Here is a 16,715-nt window from a genome sequence, read left to right as displayed (position 1 = left end):
TTATGAAGTTCAATTCTTTAATACCAGAGTTGGTGGTATCAGATATAGAGAGAACTAAAGATTTCTATGTAAATATTTTGAACTTCGTAATTGAATATGAAAGATCGGAAGATAAATTTATTTTTCTTTCATTGGAAGATAATCAAATGATGTTTGAACAAGATAATGGATATTGGAGTGTTGGCGAACTTGAATATCCCTATGGGAGAGGAGTGAATTTTGAAATGACAGTTTCTGATGTGGAAGGTCTGTATAAACGAATTTTAGGTTTTCAAATTAAGCCATTTAGGCAGATGAGTATAAGCCATTACCGCAATGGTGATGAAGATATTGTTCAAAAAGAATTTTTAGTACAAGACCCGGATGGATATCTTTTAAGATTTACAGAATTAATCAATCCCAGCTTGCGGGATCCTCACCAGGACGGGTTACCCCGAGGTGCCGCCAAGACAAAAGTTGAGTATGCCTGTTCAGGCTGCTGGGGACTGAGTGAGTAGCCGTGGACTTCATACTTACGGATGAGGAGGCCGCCTATCCGGAGGCCCCATGTCGGCCGCAGCCCTTCGCCAGCGTCATGGCGCAGAACAAGCCCGCAAACGCCGGGAAAAACAGGTGTGGTTCACAGGGGACCAGGAAATCAACGGATAGCGGAGACGACGCGACGAGTCGTAAAATTTTTAGAAAAGTTGTCGGGAGGGGTTATCATGGATTTTCTGAAGTTGGCAAGGGAACGCTATTCCGTTCGGAAGTTCACGTCTGAAGCGGTCGAAAGCGAGAAGCTGGACGCGGTGCTGGAGGCCGGCAGGCTGGCCCCCACCGCCTGCAACAATCAGCCGCAGCGGATTCTGGTGCTCGACACGGCAGAAGCCCTCGACAAACTGAAGGACTGCACGCCCTGTCATTTCTCCGCGCCCCTCGCGCTGATCGTCTGCTACGACGACACGGTGAGCTGGAAGCGGCCCTACGACGACAAGGACATGGGGGAGGTCGACGCCAGCATCGTCACCACCCACATGATGCTTGAAGCCGCAGCCCTCGGCCTGGGGACCACGTGGGTGGGGCACTTCGACCCACAGAAGGTGCGGTCGGCTTTCGCACTGCCGGAGAACGTGATTCCGGTCGCCATCCTGCCGATGGGCTACCCTCACGAAACGAGCGTCCCCAAAGCATGGCGAGCGCCTTCCGCTTTCGGCGACGACGCGCCACGACACCTTCTAAACTCGCCTCTCCTCCATGGAGGCGTCCTCCACAGCCAGAGGCCGCCTCCATGAAGTCCCGTTCGGCCCCCTTCGGGCGAGGCTACATCAAGCCCGCAAAGTTTGAAATGTAGGGCGTGATGTTGTCAAGCCACTCCTTAAACTGGCAGGCCCAGGCCAGCTGCGTGGTGGTGTAGAAGTCGTCCTCAGGCCCTCCCATGGTGTCCTGCTTCAGCGCCGTCCGGTAGACGTCACCCGGCAGGGTGAGGACCAGCTCCCCCTTATGCCGCTGCGTCGCGGCCTCGGGCTTACAGCCCAGAGCGATGCGCCCGTCTTCGTGCTCGAAGAACGTCACCTTGTACGGCACGTCGCCGATGGTTCCCGCTCCGAACTCGAGGCGCCGCGTGCGGCCGAAGCCCTGCTCCTGAAGCTCCTTGTCGCTGTCCACGGAGTTCGACACCTCCACCTGCGGCACGGCGTCAAAGTGTCGGACGAAGGCCACCAGCTTCCTGCCCAAGCCCAAAAGCCTGGGGTCCCGCAGCGTGAACTTTACCGTCCCCGTCAGGGCCGCCGCCGCGGCGTCCTCTCCACCGCCCTCGGCCCCCGCCCCCCAGAGCTCGTCCGAGAAGTCCGATCCGTCCTCCTCGCAGTAGGAGAAGCCCAGAAGCATCGCCGCCGCAACGACTCGGACGGGATTGTGCCATCGCTTTGGGTTGGCCTTCGCCAGGTCCCGCAGCACCCCCGTCTTCAGCAGAGCCTCAACGCCGCGGTTGCCCTCTGCGATGCGGAGCCGGTCTCCGGCCACCGCATCCGCCTCGGCCCCGCTGACCGGAAAGAAGGGGCGGAAGAAGCCCGCCTTGCGGTCCGGCCCCGTGCAGTCCGCGATCCAGAACGAGGATCGCTTGTCCTCGGTCAGCAGGTTCATCTCCCCGCTGTCCGTCACGATCTCCGGCGCGTTGACGATCTTCTCCAGCTCCACGGCGAACCGCCACAGCTTGATGCGGAAGTTCGCGTAGACCGCGTATTCCGTCAGGATGCGCTGCAACGTCGGCTCAAAATCCTGAATGGTGTAGTTCACGCTCTCGCCGCGCTTCTTTCCGCTGACGGCCAGCTTGCGGTCCCGCTTCTCCACCCACCCGAGGCGAATCAGCTTCTTTGAATTCTTGGCCTTGTTGAAGATGACAAGGCGGGGCGTGTGCCCCTTCGTCCAGATCTGTAGGGACAGGTTGTCGTCCACGTCGTGGCTGCTGACGATCTCGCCCTTATCGTCCATAAAAGAATCCTCCCCTTAATTTAGCCGCCAGGGAAGCGCGGAGAACCCTGCAAAGGCCGTCAGGAATGATAGCAACCGTCACAATGGAGGCCTCCGAACCAGCCCGATTTCGCGCCCTGCGCGGCGTACATGCCGTCGTTATCTTACACCAGAGGGACGGGGCGCACAAGGCCGGGGTCCGTTCAATCCCCAGCACCGGGTTCGTCATTTCCCGCCTTACCGCAAAAACCGCCTCACTGTAAAATAGCTTTCACAAAACGGACCTCGCGGCCGGGAGCGCAAAAGCCGACGGCCGCGGGGCCGAACGATCGAAAGGATGTGTCTATAATGAAAGCACTGTTTATCGCTGTTCTGGCAGCCGTCCTGGCAGCCGTTCCCGCCTCTGCCGCGGGGACGCCGACCTTGAAGATGCTCTCCACCCGCACCTGACCCACCTGCTCCATAATGTCCAAGGTCTTGGACGAGATCGACGCCAAGTACGCCGGCAAGCTGGCGACGGAGCACGTCTACCTGGAGGAACACCCTGAGGCGGCGGAGCAGCACAACGTCCGCTACGTTCCGACGCTCATCTTCCTGGACGCGAACGGCAAGGAAGTCGCCACCGAGGTGGGGTACCGGTCCCTCGACGAGGTGGTCGAGGTCTTCAAGAAGGCGGGTGTCAACCTCTAACGATGCTCGATGCGATCTTTTCTGCGATGCTCTCAAGCGGCGCGCTGCAGTGGCTGGGGGCCTTCCTGTGGGGGATGGCCAGCGTCATCCTCAGCCCCTGCGGCATCGCCGCCATCCCCCTGGTGGTGGGCTACATCGCGAACGCGGAGGAGCCCGGCCGGTGGGAGGCCTTCAGGATATCCTGCGTCTTCTGCGTGGGCATCGTGCTGAACCTGTTGCTGGTGGCCCTCATCACCTCGGGCGTGGGGGTCCTGCTGGGAGGGCATGAGCGCCTGCTGACGTTCGTCACCGCGGCGGTGTTCATCCTCATGGGGCTGCACCTGATAGGGATCGTCCACATTCGCCTCTTTTCCTTCAACGGCGGAGCGGACAAGGCGGGCGGCACGGACCGCCGCGGCCTGCGCGGGGCGCTGACGCTGGGCGTCGTATCCGGGTTGGCCATCGGCCCCTGCAGCATCGGGTACATCTCTCCCCTGCTCTCCGTCGCCCTGTCCCAGGCCTCGACAAAACCGGTCGCGGCCGCGGGGCTCATCGTCGCCTACGCGCTGGGGTACAGCGCCGTGCTGGTCCTCTCCGGGACCTTTGCGCAGTTGGCGTCCCGCTGGCTGCAGAGCGAGCGCGGCACCGTCATCCTGCGCGCCCTGAACGTCACGTGCGGCCTCGCGCTGATCGCAGCGGGCCTCTATTTGTCGCGGGAGATGCTGCTCCTGATCTCCTGAAACCATCTCATAAACAGAGAGCGCGCGAGGGGGCGGCCTGCAGGCCGCCCCCTCGCGTCAACGGGGTCCTGTCCGCCGTGTCACTCGTTCGGCTTCATCGCCGGAAAGAGGATGACGTCGCGAATGGACCGCGCCCCCGTCAGGAACATGACGAGACGGTCCATGCCGATGCCCATCCCCCCCGTGGGCGGCAACCCCACCTCAATGGCGTTGATGAAGTCCTCGTCGAAGGCGTGGGCCTCATCGTCGCCCGCCTCCTTCTTGCGCATCTGGTCCTCGAAGCGCGCCCGCTGGTCCAGCGGGTCGTTCAGCTCGCTGAAGGCGTTGGCCACTTCCTTGCCGAACATGAAGAGCTCGAAGCGGTGAGTGTAGTCGGGGTTCTCCGGGTCCCGCTTCGAGAGGGGGGATATCTCCGTGGGGTGCCCCATCACGAAGGTCGGCTGCACCATTTTTTCCTCGCAAAAGGCCTCATACAGCAGGTTCAGCACGGCAAAGCGGCTCTCCGTTCCCTTCAGGTCGCCGCCCAAGCCCTTCTCGCGGGCGATCTTCCGCGCCGCCTCGTCGTCCGTCACGGCGCTCAGGTCCACGCCGGCGTACTCCTTCACCGCATCCAGCATCGTGATGCGGCGGAAGGGCCGCGACAGGTCCGCCTTGACGCCGTTCCACTCGATCTCAAGGGTACCGATGGCCTTTGCCGCGTTGCGGATCAGCTCCTCCGCGAGGTTCATCATGTCCTCGTAGTTCGCGTAGGGCCAGTAGACCTCCATCATCGTGAACTCCGGGTTGTGCATGGTGTCGATGCCCTCGTTGCGGAAGTTGCGCCCGATCTCGTACACGCGGCCCATCATGCCCACCACGAGACGCTTCAGGTAGAGCTCCACCGCGATGCGCAGGTACATGTCCAAACCCAGGGCGTTGTGAAAGGTCTTGAACGGCCGGGCGTTGGCGCCCCCCGCCAGCACCGACAGGATGGGCGTCTCCACCTCCAGCGACCCGTGGGCCTCCAGCGTCTCTCGGAAGGAGGAGATGATCTTCGAGCGCTTGCGGAACACCTCGCGCACCTCCGGGTTTGCGATGAGGTCCATGTAGCGCCGTCGATAGCGGGTCTCCGTATCCGTCAGGCCGTGCCACTTCTCCGGCAGCGGGCGGATGGACTTGCTGAGCAGCTTGTAGTCCGTCACCTGAATGGTCAGTTCTCCGCGCTTGGTGCGGCAGGGATGCCCCACGACGCCCAGCCAGTCCCCCGTGTCCACCCACTTCTTCAGAAACTCGTAGGGCTTCTCCCCAAGAGCGTTCACCTGAAAGTAGAGCTGGATGCGCCCCGTCTCGTCCGCCAAATCGGCGAAGGTCGTCCTGCCCTGCCGGCGCAGCGTCATCAGGCGGCCCGCCGTGCTCAGCGTCACCGTCTCGTCTGACTCCTCCGGCGCCAGGTGCTCGAAACGACAGCGGACGTCCGCCAGGTGGTCCCGGCAGTCCCACGTCTCGGCGACGTAGGGGTCAAAGCCCTCCTCCCGGCGCAGGCGAAGGAGCTTCTCCTTCATCTGCCGGACGACCTCGTTATCCGCGCCCTCCTGCTCCAGCCCCCCCTGGCCGGGGCCCTTCACGGCGTTCTCCATGCGTGCGTTCTCCCTTCAGAATTTTATTTCGATCAAAATTTTATTCAGCCTCTTAAGGAAGCGCTGATCCATCTTAAATTCATCTTAAAATTGTCGAAAGCCATCGAGGTACGTTCGACCAAGGGTATCTTCAGCGCTTCCCTGAAATTTCGACATGGGGCTCCGATCTCCCTTCGGGGAGCCCCTCGACAACTCGGCCAGCGGTCCCCAGGCTCAGGCGACGACTTCAAGGGACTGGTTGTCGGTCGCCGTCAGACACTCCGCGCCGTCCTGGGTGATGAGGTAGTCGTCCTCAATGCGGAGGCCGCCCCAGCCCTCGATGTAGATCCCCGGCTCGACGGTCACGACGTCCCCAGCCTGCAGCACGTCCCTTGAGGTGGCGGAGAGGCGCGGCGCTTCATGGACCTCAAGCCCCAGGCCGTGTCCCAGGCTGTGTACGAAGTTTCGGCCGTAGCCCGCCTCGGCGATGATGCGGCGGGCGATGGCGTCCGCCTCCCGGCCCGCAAGTCCCGGACGCAGCGCCGCAGCCGCAGCGCGGTGCGCCCGCAGCAGGACGTCGTTCACCTCAAGGGCTTTGTCGTCGGGCCGGCCCACCGCGAAGTTGCGCGTGATGTCGCTCATGTAGCCGCCCACCATGGCGCCGTAGTCCACCGTCACCACGTCGCCCGCCTCAAAGGCCCGCGAGGTCGCGTGGGCGTGACAGATGGCGCCCCGCGCTCCGGAGGCCACGATGAAGTCGTCGTGGGCCCAGCCCTTCTCCGCCCCCAGCCTCTTGATCTCCAGCAGGAGCGCGCCCTCGAACTCCGCTTCCGTCATGCCGGGCCGCACGGTCCGAAGCACGTTGCCGTAGGCCTGGCGCCCGATGAGGGCGGCTCGCCGGATCGCCTCCACCTCTTCGGCGTCCTTGGCACGGCGCAGCGAGGGGATGAGTTCCGACGCATCCACCCACTCAATCCCCACGGGCTCCAACGAGAGGCTGAAGATTCGATGGGACACCTTCTCCGCCTCAAACCCCACCCTGCGCCATCTCGCGTCCTTTACGGCCTTCGCCAGCCAGGCGGGCAGCGGAAGCTCCGACTGAATGACCACTTCAAATGGCGTCTCCGCCGCGGCCTGAATGCGATAGCGCCCGTCCGTCACCAGAAGCGCGTTCTCCCGGTCGACGACGAGCGCAGCGCTGCTCCCCCTGAAGCCCGACAGGTAATGGCAGTTCTCCGTGTTGTGTCGCTCCAGGACCAGCAAAACGAAAGCGTCCAGTCCCTTCTCCTTCAGCAGAGCCCTGAAGCGCACAAGCCGCTTATTGACCGCCTCGAAAGCCATGTCTAGTCCTCTCCTCACTCATTGAACGTCACGGGGGCCGGTCGAGGATCAGCCCCCGTGGGTACCAGTATTCTAGCAGAGAGAAACCGCTTTTGAGTGAAAGGCTTGAAAAGGTCGGCGGGGTCCTCTCCCGCAAAGTCGAACGAAAACAGCCCACAAGAGGTATAATGTCAGGCAAACTGTTTAGTGTATTGGGCGTGAGACTTCGCTTCACGGACTCCGGAGGCGTCTCGGAGCCCGGACAGACTGGAGGTACTGTGATGAATTGTTTCCTGATCTACACGAGCTTTAAAACCCTTGACCCCGCGACCTGCCCCAGGTCCGTTGACATTCCTGTGCGCACGGACAACAACAACGAAGACGCCGCCTTCGAATCCGAAAGCCAGCGCAGCGGAGACATCCTGTTCAAGTTCAAGCACACCGCTCTCGACCTAAAGCCGGAGAGCCTCCAGGGGATTACCGTAGAGGAAGGGGGCGCGAACACCCCTCTGCTGCTGCTGTACCCCTCGAGCGACGAGTGGAGCGGGAACGCCATCTTCACCGCCTCTCCGGAGACGTGGAGTTCCAACATCGACGTCTACACCCTGGCCTGCACGCTCTCCACGACGACCACGAAGGATCGGGAACAGTTCCTGTTCCGCGGCGACCCAAGGAAGTTCTTCAACCTGGACTCCACCTCCTGGCAGGATAACGACAAGGTGGTGGACGCGCTCATCAAGATACTGAGGACCTCTAAAGACCCCGACAGGACCTCCTATCCGGAGTTCTACGACTCCGGCGTCTTCAAGTTCGACCTGAACGACCCGAAGTACGAGGCGCTGTGCCATCTCATCGGCTACGCGCCAGCCCCCGAGCCCACTCCCGCGCCGCACCCAACGCTTGCACCTGCGCCACAGCCAGCGCCTACCCTTGCGCCGCAACCCGCCCCCGTGCCGCAGCCAACCCCTGCACCGCAGCCAGCGCCGGCCCCTGCGCCACAGCCAGCACCTACTCTTGCGCCGCAACCCGCTCCCGTGTCGCAGCCAACCCCTGCACCTGCGCCGCAGCCAGCGCCGACCCCTGCACCGCAACCTGCTCCCGTGGCGCAGGCAACCCCTGCGCCTGCGCCGCAGCCAGCGCCGGTCCCTGCACCGCAACCCGCTCCCGTGCTGCAGCCAACCCCTGCACCTGCGCCGCAGCCCGCCCCTGTGGCGCAGCCAACCCCTGCCCCCGTGCCGCAGCCAGCGTCGGCCCCTGCACCGCAGCCTGCCCCTGTGGCGCAGCCAACGCCCACTCCTGCACCGCAGCCCGCTCCCGCAGCGGAGCCTGCGCCCGTGAAGGAACCTGCCACGGCACCGCAGGCGTCCGCTCCCGCGGCAGAGCCTGTGTCCGCGAAGGAGTCCCCCCTCGCCCCCCAACCTGAATCGGACGACCCGATGGCTGCACATCCTCAGAGGTTCTTCGCGGCCAATCAGTTCATCGACTCCGACGGTCATCTCCTGAAGCCGGACGACGACCAGGCGAATCGGCACAACATAGAGCTGGCGCTCATGGCCGCGACGGCGACCTGCGGCTTCACGATCCTGGGAGGGACCAACGGCGGGGGCAAGACCCACATGGCCATCAGCTTCGCCAAAAAGATCACCGGCCTCGATGCGGAGGTCTCCGCCGACCTCCTGCCCGTCCGGTCGGACTGGAGGAACGTCGGAGACCTTTTGAACCGCCAGCAGACCCTTGGTGCGAACGGCACGTTCTCGGGGACCGCCTTCTACGATGCACTGTCGGCCTGCGAGATCACCCCTCAGAAGCGCGCTTTCATCATCCTGGAGGCGATGGACCTGGCCCGATCGGAGGACTACCTGACCGAGGTCCTCAGCGCGATGGACATGCGGAATCTGGCGCTGATCCCCTGCCCCGACGGGAACTTTTACCGCATGCCGAAGTTCCTCTTCATCATCGGAACGGCCAACGCGGACGCGACGACGTTCCCCTTCAGCCCCAGGGTTCTGGATCGGGCGTTCTACATTCGCTTCCGGGTGAACGACGTGATGTTCACTGACGACCAAAGCGACGACACGGCCCTGCAGTCCGCCAAGGCCGCCGCGACCTTCCTCGCCATCATCGACGGCGAGATGGAGGAAAAGCTGAAGGCCTTCCGCAAAAAAATACGCACGGACTTCCAAATCGAGGAGCTGCTCTCCGCCGTGAACACCATCCCCGGAAACCACACCGTTTCGCTGGGCTACCGCACTCGGGACGCGATCTACAACTTCATGGCCAACTTCATGTGCCTCAGCGGACAGGACGCCTACAACGTCGATGCGGCCATGCGCGCTTTCGACTGGGCCGTCACCACAAAGATCCTGCCGAAGTTTCAGGGCTCACGCGACGACCTGCAGGCGCCGCTCATCGCTCTGGAACGCGAGCTGCAAAGCCGGGGGCTCCTCCCCTACGGGCCGTCGGGCATGTGGCCATGGCGCACCAAGGACGAGTTGACCTTCCTCCGCTACCAGATGGAAAAGAACGCCGCAAGCGCGATCTACCGTTAAAAACGACCGGCCGGGACGAGCCTTTTGCCCATCCCGGCCGGTTCTTACGGTTTTATCCGGAGGCCTGAAGAAAGATGCGCAGAAACACAAGAATCTCCGTTACGGCCTGACGCGTTTCTCACGCGCAAAAGGCAGGTAGAGTCTGGTCACGTAGTCGTTGGGGTTCGCAGTCATACTGGCGCCAATCAGGTACTCCTCCAGCGATTCTCCGCTCAAGGGGATTTGATGTTGCCTCGCGTAACTTTCGAGGTCCAGGTAGGCAGGAAGCATGTCCCGGTAGGGGCCGACGTAAATGCAGGAAACCGCCTGGAACTCCTCGACGACGCGAACGCAGGGCAGAGAGAGATCGGGGTTTTTAATCCTTATGCAGACCTCCAAATCCCCTTCTCTGTCATCGGGGTTCTCACTAAATTGCTTTTTATAGCCATTGTAAAAGAACGCCATGTTGGCCCCCATCTCTTCCAGACGATGCTCGCTCAAAAACTTGAAGAGTTCCGCGCGCCTTGACGTGAAAAGTTGGTCCACGTGCCAGTAGGAGACGTAGCGAGTGTACGCCACAACCGTCTCGGGAAACGTTTGAACGGAGATGATATCCTGAGCGAACGTCTTTTGATTCGCTATAAGATAGACGGAGCTGTGCAGAATATTCAAGATACGGTCGATGATGGAATCGTACTTTGCCATAATGTCCTTTCTCTCCCTGCGAAGTTCATAAAGCTGTTGTTCCAGCTCCTTTTGCAATGGATTCAGCTCCCTGTTACGGAGCAGCCTTCCGATCTTCTCCAGGGAAAAATTGTATTGCTTCAGCTCTGACAGAAGAAGGATTTCCTCGATCTGTCGGCGTTCGTAGTAGCGATATCCATTTATCTCATCTCTGTAAGCGGGCGTGACCAGACCGCGCTCGTCGTAAAAGCGCAGCTGTTTTGTCGAGACGTTGCAAAGCTTCGCCATTTGTCCAATGGTGTACTTATCTTTGTTGACCGTCATCATCTTCACCGTCCACGTTGAGTTGCAGAGCCCGTCCCTTGCAAAATCATCTATTGATGATACAAATGCGGTTCCTGATCGTCAAAGTGCAACCCCGGCCACCTTCAACACCGTAAACTCTTCGCAGCCGATAACGACTTTCATATATCCTGCCAGAGAGCGATCCACTTCCTCGTCGCCCGTATCGACGTACAATGGGCGGCCCTTCAAGGAGAGCACTTTATCACGGCCTGCCGCAACGATAATGTTATTCCTGCCGACCCTGCGGAGCACTTCTGCACTGATCTGCTGATTTCCGCGACCAAAGAGACAGCCTTGCCCTCCGATGATCGTCACGATAATTTTGACCCTGTCATACTCCTGCACTGCCTCAAGGATTCGCTTTTCCGTACAATCGAGGGCGACGACCCTTTTGTCGTAAACCAGATCAACTCCAAGCAACGTGTTGGGCAGACCGAGCTCCCGCATCACAGCGGCCGTCGTCGAACCTGTCCCGACGATATAAAGCGTGTCGTTCTGCCATTGGCCTGCAACGAATCGTGCCAACGCTTCAACCGAAGAGCTTCCGGAGCCGCCGATCTTTGTGCGTTGCACCAGGGCCTCGTCGTCCGGAATTTTGAGGTAACCATAGAGCCGCGCCTGGACGACGCCATGCCTGAACAGGTCCTCATCGATGTCCATGACCTCGGCCTCTTTGGCCCTATGGATTCGCCCCTGCACGCATTGACGGGCGAGCAGGCCTGCAGCCTGTGGCGTAAGCGCATAGACGCCGGAGTGTATCTTGCATCCTGTCGGGATACCCAGCACCGTTACCTCCTGTCCCACCGCCTTCAGGATGTCCCGCGCGGTGCCGTCGCCCCCTGCAAACAGAAGCAGATCAAGGTCGAGCCTCTGGAGGGCCCTGGCCGCCCGCATCGTGTCCTCGGGCCCTGTGTGAGTGACGCAGGGCTCTCCCACTACCGTACAGGGAAGCCCAACCCGCTGACAGGCCTCCGCCCCCATCGCACCGGAACAGGTATACAGTTCAAACCCCTTATTCAGTGTACCGAGCTGCGTAAGCGCTACCGAGGCCTTCTTCCCACTCTCAAATTCGCCGCCGAGGAGAAGCGCACGCTGCAGGGTATCGACCCCATCGGAGCCCTTTAACCCAACCTTGCCACCAATTCCTGCTATGGGATTGACGATCAGTCCCAATCGTTTCATGGCATCACCTCTTACCCCTTAAGGTGAAATAAAAGGGGCTCCGCAATCGAGCCCCTGAGATCGGCACATGAGGTTTTCGTCGTGCCTACAGCCCAAGGCAGGTCCCGGCAAAGACGCCGTAGTAGTTGCCAAGGACATACCCCAGGGTCCCCACCAGGATAGCGGGGACGACGAGTTCGGTCCACCCCTTGGAGATGGCCATGGCCGCCGACGTCGTAGGGCCGCCGACGTTGGCGTTCGATGCGATGACGATCTCTTCAAGGGTGAAGCCGAACAGTTTCCCGACGCTAAAGGAAACGATCATGTTCGTGGCGACGATGATCGTGCAGAAGAGCAGGAGGAGCGGCGCCTGAGTCACGATCAAACGAATGGAAGCGGGGACGCCGATCACCGTAAAGAAGATGTGGATCAGAAAGGTCCCGATCTCCTGCGCTCCGGCAATGCCGCCAACAAACCCTGGAAACGCCGTCGCGATCAGGACGGTTACTGTCGTCATGACCAGATATTTATTTCCCAATAGTCCGTTGATAAGGGCTTTGGCAAAGCTGTCCTTCGCGATTGCTGCCGAAAAACAGTCCGCGATCACCGTCGACAGAGCGACGATCACGAAGGACAACGCCACCGAACTTGCGATGTCCTTCAGGGCGACTGGTTTCGCCACCCAATAGGACGCCGCGCCCCGATCGCCGTCGCTCCTGGCCGCCACCGCGTCGATCAGGGGATGCTTGTAGTTCTTCAGGAAGAACTTCGAGCCTGAAGCCGCGATCAGCGCAAAGAAGTACAAGGCCATCAAGAGGTTGTCCGCAACCACCGAGGAGGAGACCAGATCGGCCGGGGCTTTATAGGCATCCGCCATGGCGACCAGGTTGACGCTGCCGCCCGTGTAGGTGCCGATCATCATGGTCACGGCAATCCCCAGGTCCTTGACGAGATCCTTCAGCAGGAAATAGCCGATAAAGGCGCCCAGGATCGTCCCGATGCCGCTGATCAAGTAGATGACCAGCAGGCGACCGCTGTCCTTCCATATCCTTCTGATGTTTGCGTTAAAGAGCAGGAGGGGGATGGACAGCGGGACGACATAGCTCCAGACGAAATCGTAGGCCGGTGCGTCCAGGGGGATGACGTTCAGGTTGGACAGGATCATCGCGCCGATCAAGGCGAGCACACAGCCTGTCACTCTGGAAGCCCACCGATAGTTATGTTCCAACTGGATGCTCAACGCCGCAATCGCCGTAAGGATAGCAAACAACACCCACGTCTGGTCCGCGCCGATAAAACTGGTCATTATTCTCGTCTTCCTCCCAGTGGTTATGAATGTTTGAAAATACGCTCCTGAAGCTTCACTTATCCCTGAGGTACTTATTATATGCTCGCCATGTCGTGGCAAACTTATCCCATTCCGTCATGTAAGCCTCATCGATCTGCGTCGCAAGCGCCGCTTTGTGTGGAGCCGTCCTCACCACCTCAGGGTCCGTATAGGCCTCCTCGGCGATGGAGCGGAACGCCTCGACGAACTCGTCGATATCATCCTTGGAGTACGTCTCCACCGGCTCAGGGGTAAACGGCTCAGGGATCACCCTCGGATGATGACTTGAAAAATAGTCCTGGAAACCATAATCCACGATCCTCCGGCAGATATCGTCCGTAGTGACTCCCGTATCCTGCGTCAACTGCTCCCAGCTCAGCCGTGCCTGCTCCATGCGGAATTTTCCCTCCGCCCAGGGCATTGAAAGCCCTTTGATCGTCAGAAGTTTCTTCAGCATGTAGTTGTTGTTCAGGATGGACAACTCCCCGATTTCCTTCATCCCGTCGGGGCCAAGGGAACGAATGTAGGCATAGACCCTGACCAGAACAGCCGGCACCCCGTAGAATTTTCGCAGCTTGCCTATGCTGTCGGGACGGCGGTAATCAAGGTAGTACTTTTTTCCGTCAAACTCCACCGTCGGCACGGCCACGAATTTCGCAAGCTTTTCACTGACGCACTGCGCTCCTGCGCAAGGCCCCTGGCAGCCATGGGGGGAGGAGAAGGACTTGTGCAGGTTGTAATGGCACATATCGAAGCCTGCATCCCGCGCGCGGGTAATCCCGAACACGCCGTTCAGGTTCGCCTGATCATAAGCGCACAGCCCTCCGACCTCATGCACGGCGTCCACAAACCCTCGAATTTTATCGTTATAGATACCCGTATCTTCAGGATTGGTAAGCATCAGGGCTGCAGTGTGCTCCGAAAGAGCCGCTTTTAGCGCTTCAACGTCAGGGAGGCCGTCCTGTCCCGGGAAAAGTGTGATCACCTTATATCCCAGCGTCGCCGCAGCGCCAGGGTTTGCGGGATGGGACAGGATCGTGGTGATGATCTCATTCCTCAGCTTCCCCTCTCCATTGGCCTCATGGTAGGCGCGAATCGTTTCAACGTTGGCAAAAATGGCCTGACTTCCTCCAGAGGGCTGAAGGCTCACGCAGCTCATGCCGGATATCGCTTTGAGGTACTGCGACACTTTATACATGATCTCCAGAATGCCCTGGACCGTGCTCTCGTCCTGATAAGGATGGAGCTCAATCAGCTTTGGGGAACGCACGAATTGTTCGTTGATCTTGGGGCTGTACTTCATCGTACAGGTCCCCAGGCCGATGTCGATGTTGAGGTCCGTGCCCAGCGTCTCTTGCGACAGCCGCATATAATGGCGGAGCACCTGCATCTGCGACATTTCCGGAAGGGCGGGAGCGCTCTTTCTCCTCAGGCGCTCCGGCACCAGATCCTCGACGCGCCCCGCTTTATCCCTGACATGTTCCGAGGCCTGCGGGATGAGGATACCGCGTTCTCCCCGATTGCCCAACTCCAGGATAATGGGTTCATCCCACCGCGCTTCATGAAAGTCCCTGTTTCTCCTGAATTTGCCCATTCTTCCCTACCTCCGTGCGATCTCAGCAAGAGCCGACTTTAAGGCCTGCACGTCTTCCTCCGAAGTCAGCTCCGAGATGCAATAAAGCGCGCTCTGGCCGAGTTGTGGGAAGTCGCCGCTGAGGTCCTTGCCACCGAATATCCCCTTCTCCAGCAGCGCCCCGTTGATCTCGGCAACGCTTTTTCCCGTCTCATCAAAATTAACGACAAACTCCTGAAAGTTCGCGCCTCCGAACAAGTTGACCTTAAGGCCCTGAACTTCGCTCAAGTCCAAGATGGCGTACTTCGTCTTTTGAACGATGGATTCTCCAAGCTCATACATGCCCTTCGGCCCCATGCTGGCCAGATAAACGGCGGCAGTGATCGCCCAAAGCCCTGTTTCGGTGCCAAAGTACTCATTGGCGTTCTCGCGGCTGCCGTGCGAACAGCGATAGTTCATCGCCCGTCCCCAGCCAAATCGTCCTTCCTGCTTCGTCTTTGCAATACCGTACATATACGTTGGGAACTGTTCGACATATTCCTGTTTCTGCTGACAGGCGATGAAGCCCGCCTGACCGCCTCCAAACTGCACGTGCATCCCCAACGGCTGGATATCCCCGCAAACCAGGTCCGCCCCCAGGTTCAAGGGGCTCTCTACGATGCCGAGCGAAGCGGTTTCCGGCTGAGCGACACACAAGGCATCGTATTGATGAGCCCTGTCCGCAATGCCCTCCGCCTGCGTTTCAAAAAAGCCCAGATAGGAGGGGTTTTCATAGAAGACAGCCGCCGTCTTGTTCTCCTTCAGCTTCGCGGAGAGGTCCGCTAAATCCATGAGGCCGGACTTTTTGTCACACTCCACCTTAATAATTTTAATCGACCTTCCGACGTACTGGGTGACCTGAGAGACGATCTCAGGGTTCATCGTAGAAGGGATCAAAAGCGTATCCTTGGAACGCCCTTCGGCTTCCTTGATGCGGAGCGCCATACGCAGCGACGAAGCGACGGATTGCGATGCGTCGTAAGTGGTATAGCTAACCACTTCCGCATCGAGCAGTTCCCCCATCATGCTGCAATATTCAAAGATCGCCTGCATTTTTCCGTGATCCGAATACGTGTCTCCACAATAGGCCGTCAAGAATTCGCCCCTTGAGTTGATCTCGTCGCAGAGGGCGGGGACCTGGTGCCTGTAGCATCCTGCACCAAGAAAACTGATGTACTCGTCCGTCGTAACGTTTTTGTTCAGGATGCCCATGACGTGCCTCTTCAACTCGTACTCGCTTCCGATAGGTTCCGGCAGGTCCAGGCGCTCCTTGTACAGAAGATCGTCAGGGATCAAACTCTTGTAGATGGCCTCCACGCTCTCGACTCCAATCTCGTCCAGCATGGCTTTCTTAATGGCAGGGACGCTATTGGGCATATAGGGATGCACAAACCCCGGGTCCTTTTTCACGTTATCCACTCCTTTTCAAGAAGCCCATCGCTCTGTTACAGCACTATGCTGCTTGGATCCCCTATTGATTGACGATTCTATGGCTTCCCGCAGGGGTAATGTCAAACCGCCCCGCCAATACCGAATTAGGCTCAAGAGACTGTCGTGCCAAGGCGCCGCCATGCCGTTTGCCAACGCTCGGATCGCAAGAGACACGGCCCTTCGCCAACTACTGAGCTGTGCTTACCGGAGACTCGTCTTCCCGTCCAGTGGCAGCTTCATGACCTCGCCTCTCTTTCGCGGCAATGCCCCCGCTCCCACTCCACGCCAGATGCTATCCAAAAAAGGACCTCGCCGGAGGACATCGCCGTCGAGCAATCGCACGGGCAAAGACGGATTCTTGACCTTACCGTTGCAGGAAGGTATATCATGGACGCACCTTGAGGAATCCCTTTGTAATTTTGAGACACGATGATTGAATGGTCCCCCAGAAAGAGGGCTCGTTGAGCGCAGGCACAGATTTCAGCAGACGGTTTTAGCAAAGGAGGTGTTTGTACAAAGAAGCGAGCACGGACGCACGGCGAATGTCGGGGAAGGCGTTATCGTCGATTGACAGATTGGCGTTGCACCGGAGGACGCCTGAGATATTCATGACACGGACGAGGACAACCAATCCCATTTCATGAGCGCAAACGGCTGCAGGCGCTCAAGACGATATTTTGAGGATTTCGGCAACCATGCCCAAGGCAGAGCGGCTTATCTGGATAAGGTTTTGAAAATTCAGCAGAATTCCATAAAGGACATCGCTGCGGGGTCCCCTAACGACGACAAACGCTTGCACGCGGCCTTGTCGGGAAGTTGCTCACGTGGCATGAACCGCTTCATACAAATCGTCCT

General features: G+C 59.4%; 13 protein-coding genes. 5 read left to right on the top strand and 8 right to left on the bottom strand.

Features of this window, described 5'->3' with window-relative positions:
- Positions 1-2 precede the first annotated feature (2 nt).
- Together ACK28C_RS08900 and ACK28C_RS08895 are read left to right on the top strand one after the other, a co-directional pair.
- Positions 3-497 (top strand): VOC family protein, encoded by a 495-nt coding sequence (locus ACK28C_RS08900; RefSeq protein ID WP_208872680.1) that lies wholly within the window; start codon positions 3-5, stop codon positions 495-497.
- A 207-nt stretch (positions 498-704) separates the two neighbouring features.
- The gene (locus tag ACK28C_RS08895) at positions 705-1,271 is read left to right on the top strand and encodes a nitroreductase family protein (RefSeq protein WP_015556187.1); all 567 of its coding nucleotides are present in this window, start codon (positions 705-707) and stop codon (positions 1,269-1,271) included.
- 28 nt (positions 1,272-1,299) lie between these two features.
- Here ACK28C_RS08895 and ACK28C_RS08890 read toward each other — a convergent pair whose 3' ends face one another.
- Positions 1,300-2,469 carry a hypothetical protein gene (locus ACK28C_RS08890; protein ID WP_015556188.1) on the bottom strand — a complete coding sequence of 390 codons (1,170 nt, stop codon included), beginning with the start codon at positions 2,467-2,469 and terminating at the stop codon, positions 1,300-1,302.
- Between the two features lie 444 nt (positions 2,470-2,913).
- Here ACK28C_RS08890 and ACK28C_RS08885 point away from each other — a divergent pair, with 444 nt between their 5' ends.
- Positions 2,914-3,138, top strand: a complete 225-nt coding sequence (locus ACK28C_RS08885) for a co-chaperone YbbN (RefSeq protein WP_208872682.1) — start codon at positions 2,914-2,916, stop codon at positions 3,136-3,138.
- A gap of 26 nt (positions 3,139-3,164) precedes the next feature.
- Positions 3,165-3,857: a cytochrome c biogenesis CcdA family protein gene (locus ACK28C_RS08880; protein ID WP_409152075.1), complete on the top strand. Its 693-nt coding sequence runs from the start codon at positions 3,165-3,167 to the stop codon at positions 3,855-3,857.
- 80 nt (positions 3,858-3,937) lie between these two features.
- Here the strand turns inward: ACK28C_RS08880 and lysS are convergent, their stop codons facing one another.
- The gene (lysS, locus tag ACK28C_RS08875) at positions 3,938-5,473 is read right to left on the bottom strand and encodes a lysine--tRNA ligase (protein WP_015556191.1); all 1,536 of its coding nucleotides are present in this window, start codon (positions 5,471-5,473) and stop codon (positions 3,938-3,940) included.
- A gap of 213 nt (positions 5,474-5,686) precedes the next feature.
- The gene (locus ACK28C_RS08870) at positions 5,687-6,793 is read right to left on the bottom strand and encodes a Xaa-Pro peptidase family protein (RefSeq protein ID WP_015556192.1); all 1,107 of its coding nucleotides are present in this window, start codon (positions 6,791-6,793) and stop codon (positions 5,687-5,689) included.
- 260 nt (positions 6,794-7,053) lie between these two features.
- Here ACK28C_RS08870 and ACK28C_RS08865 point away from each other — a divergent pair, with 260 nt between their 5' ends.
- Positions 7,054-9,321 carry a hypothetical protein gene (locus ACK28C_RS08865; RefSeq protein ID WP_208872683.1) on the top strand — a complete coding sequence of 756 codons (2,268 nt, stop codon included), beginning with the start codon at positions 7,054-7,056 and terminating at the stop codon, positions 9,319-9,321.
- A gap of 99 nt (positions 9,322-9,420) precedes the next feature.
- Here ACK28C_RS08865 and ACK28C_RS08860 read toward each other — a convergent pair whose 3' ends face one another.
- From ACK28C_RS08860 to gcvPA, 5 genes are all read right to left on the bottom strand, one after another.
- Entirely contained in the window at positions 9,421-10,311 is an 891-nt protein-coding gene (locus ACK28C_RS08860; protein WP_243440705.1) for a MerR family transcriptional regulator, read from the bottom strand.
- Positions 10,312-10,389: 78 nt separating this feature from the next.
- The gene (locus ACK28C_RS08855) at positions 10,390-11,511 is read right to left on the bottom strand and encodes an ATP-NAD kinase family protein (RefSeq protein ID WP_015556196.1); all 1,122 of its coding nucleotides are present in this window, start codon (positions 11,509-11,511) and stop codon (positions 10,390-10,392) included.
- Between the two features lie 85 nt (positions 11,512-11,596).
- Positions 11,597-12,796 (bottom strand): DUF819 domain-containing protein, encoded by a 1,200-nt coding sequence (locus ACK28C_RS08850; protein WP_015556197.1) that lies wholly within the window; start codon positions 12,794-12,796, stop codon positions 11,597-11,599.
- A 55-nt stretch (positions 12,797-12,851) separates the two neighbouring features.
- On the bottom strand, positions 12,852-14,411 hold the full coding sequence (gene gcvPB / locus ACK28C_RS08845; RefSeq protein WP_409152074.1) for an aminomethyl-transferring glycine dehydrogenase subunit GcvPB: 1,560 nt from the start codon (positions 14,409-14,411) through the stop codon (positions 12,852-12,854).
- A gap of 6 nt (positions 14,412-14,417) precedes the next feature.
- Entirely contained in the window at positions 14,418-15,839 is a 1,422-nt protein-coding gene (gene gcvPA / locus ACK28C_RS08840; RefSeq protein WP_409152073.1) for an aminomethyl-transferring glycine dehydrogenase subunit GcvPA, read from the bottom strand.
- Positions 15,840-16,715: the final 876 nt, after the last annotated feature.

Source organism: Fretibacterium fastidiosum, from assembly GCF_964642095.1.
Lineage (GTDB): Bacteria > Synergistota > Synergistia > Synergistales > Aminobacteriaceae > Fretibacterium > Fretibacterium fastidiosum.
Note: the sequence above shows the minus strand (reverse complement) of the source record. Positions and strands in the feature narration are given on the sequence as shown.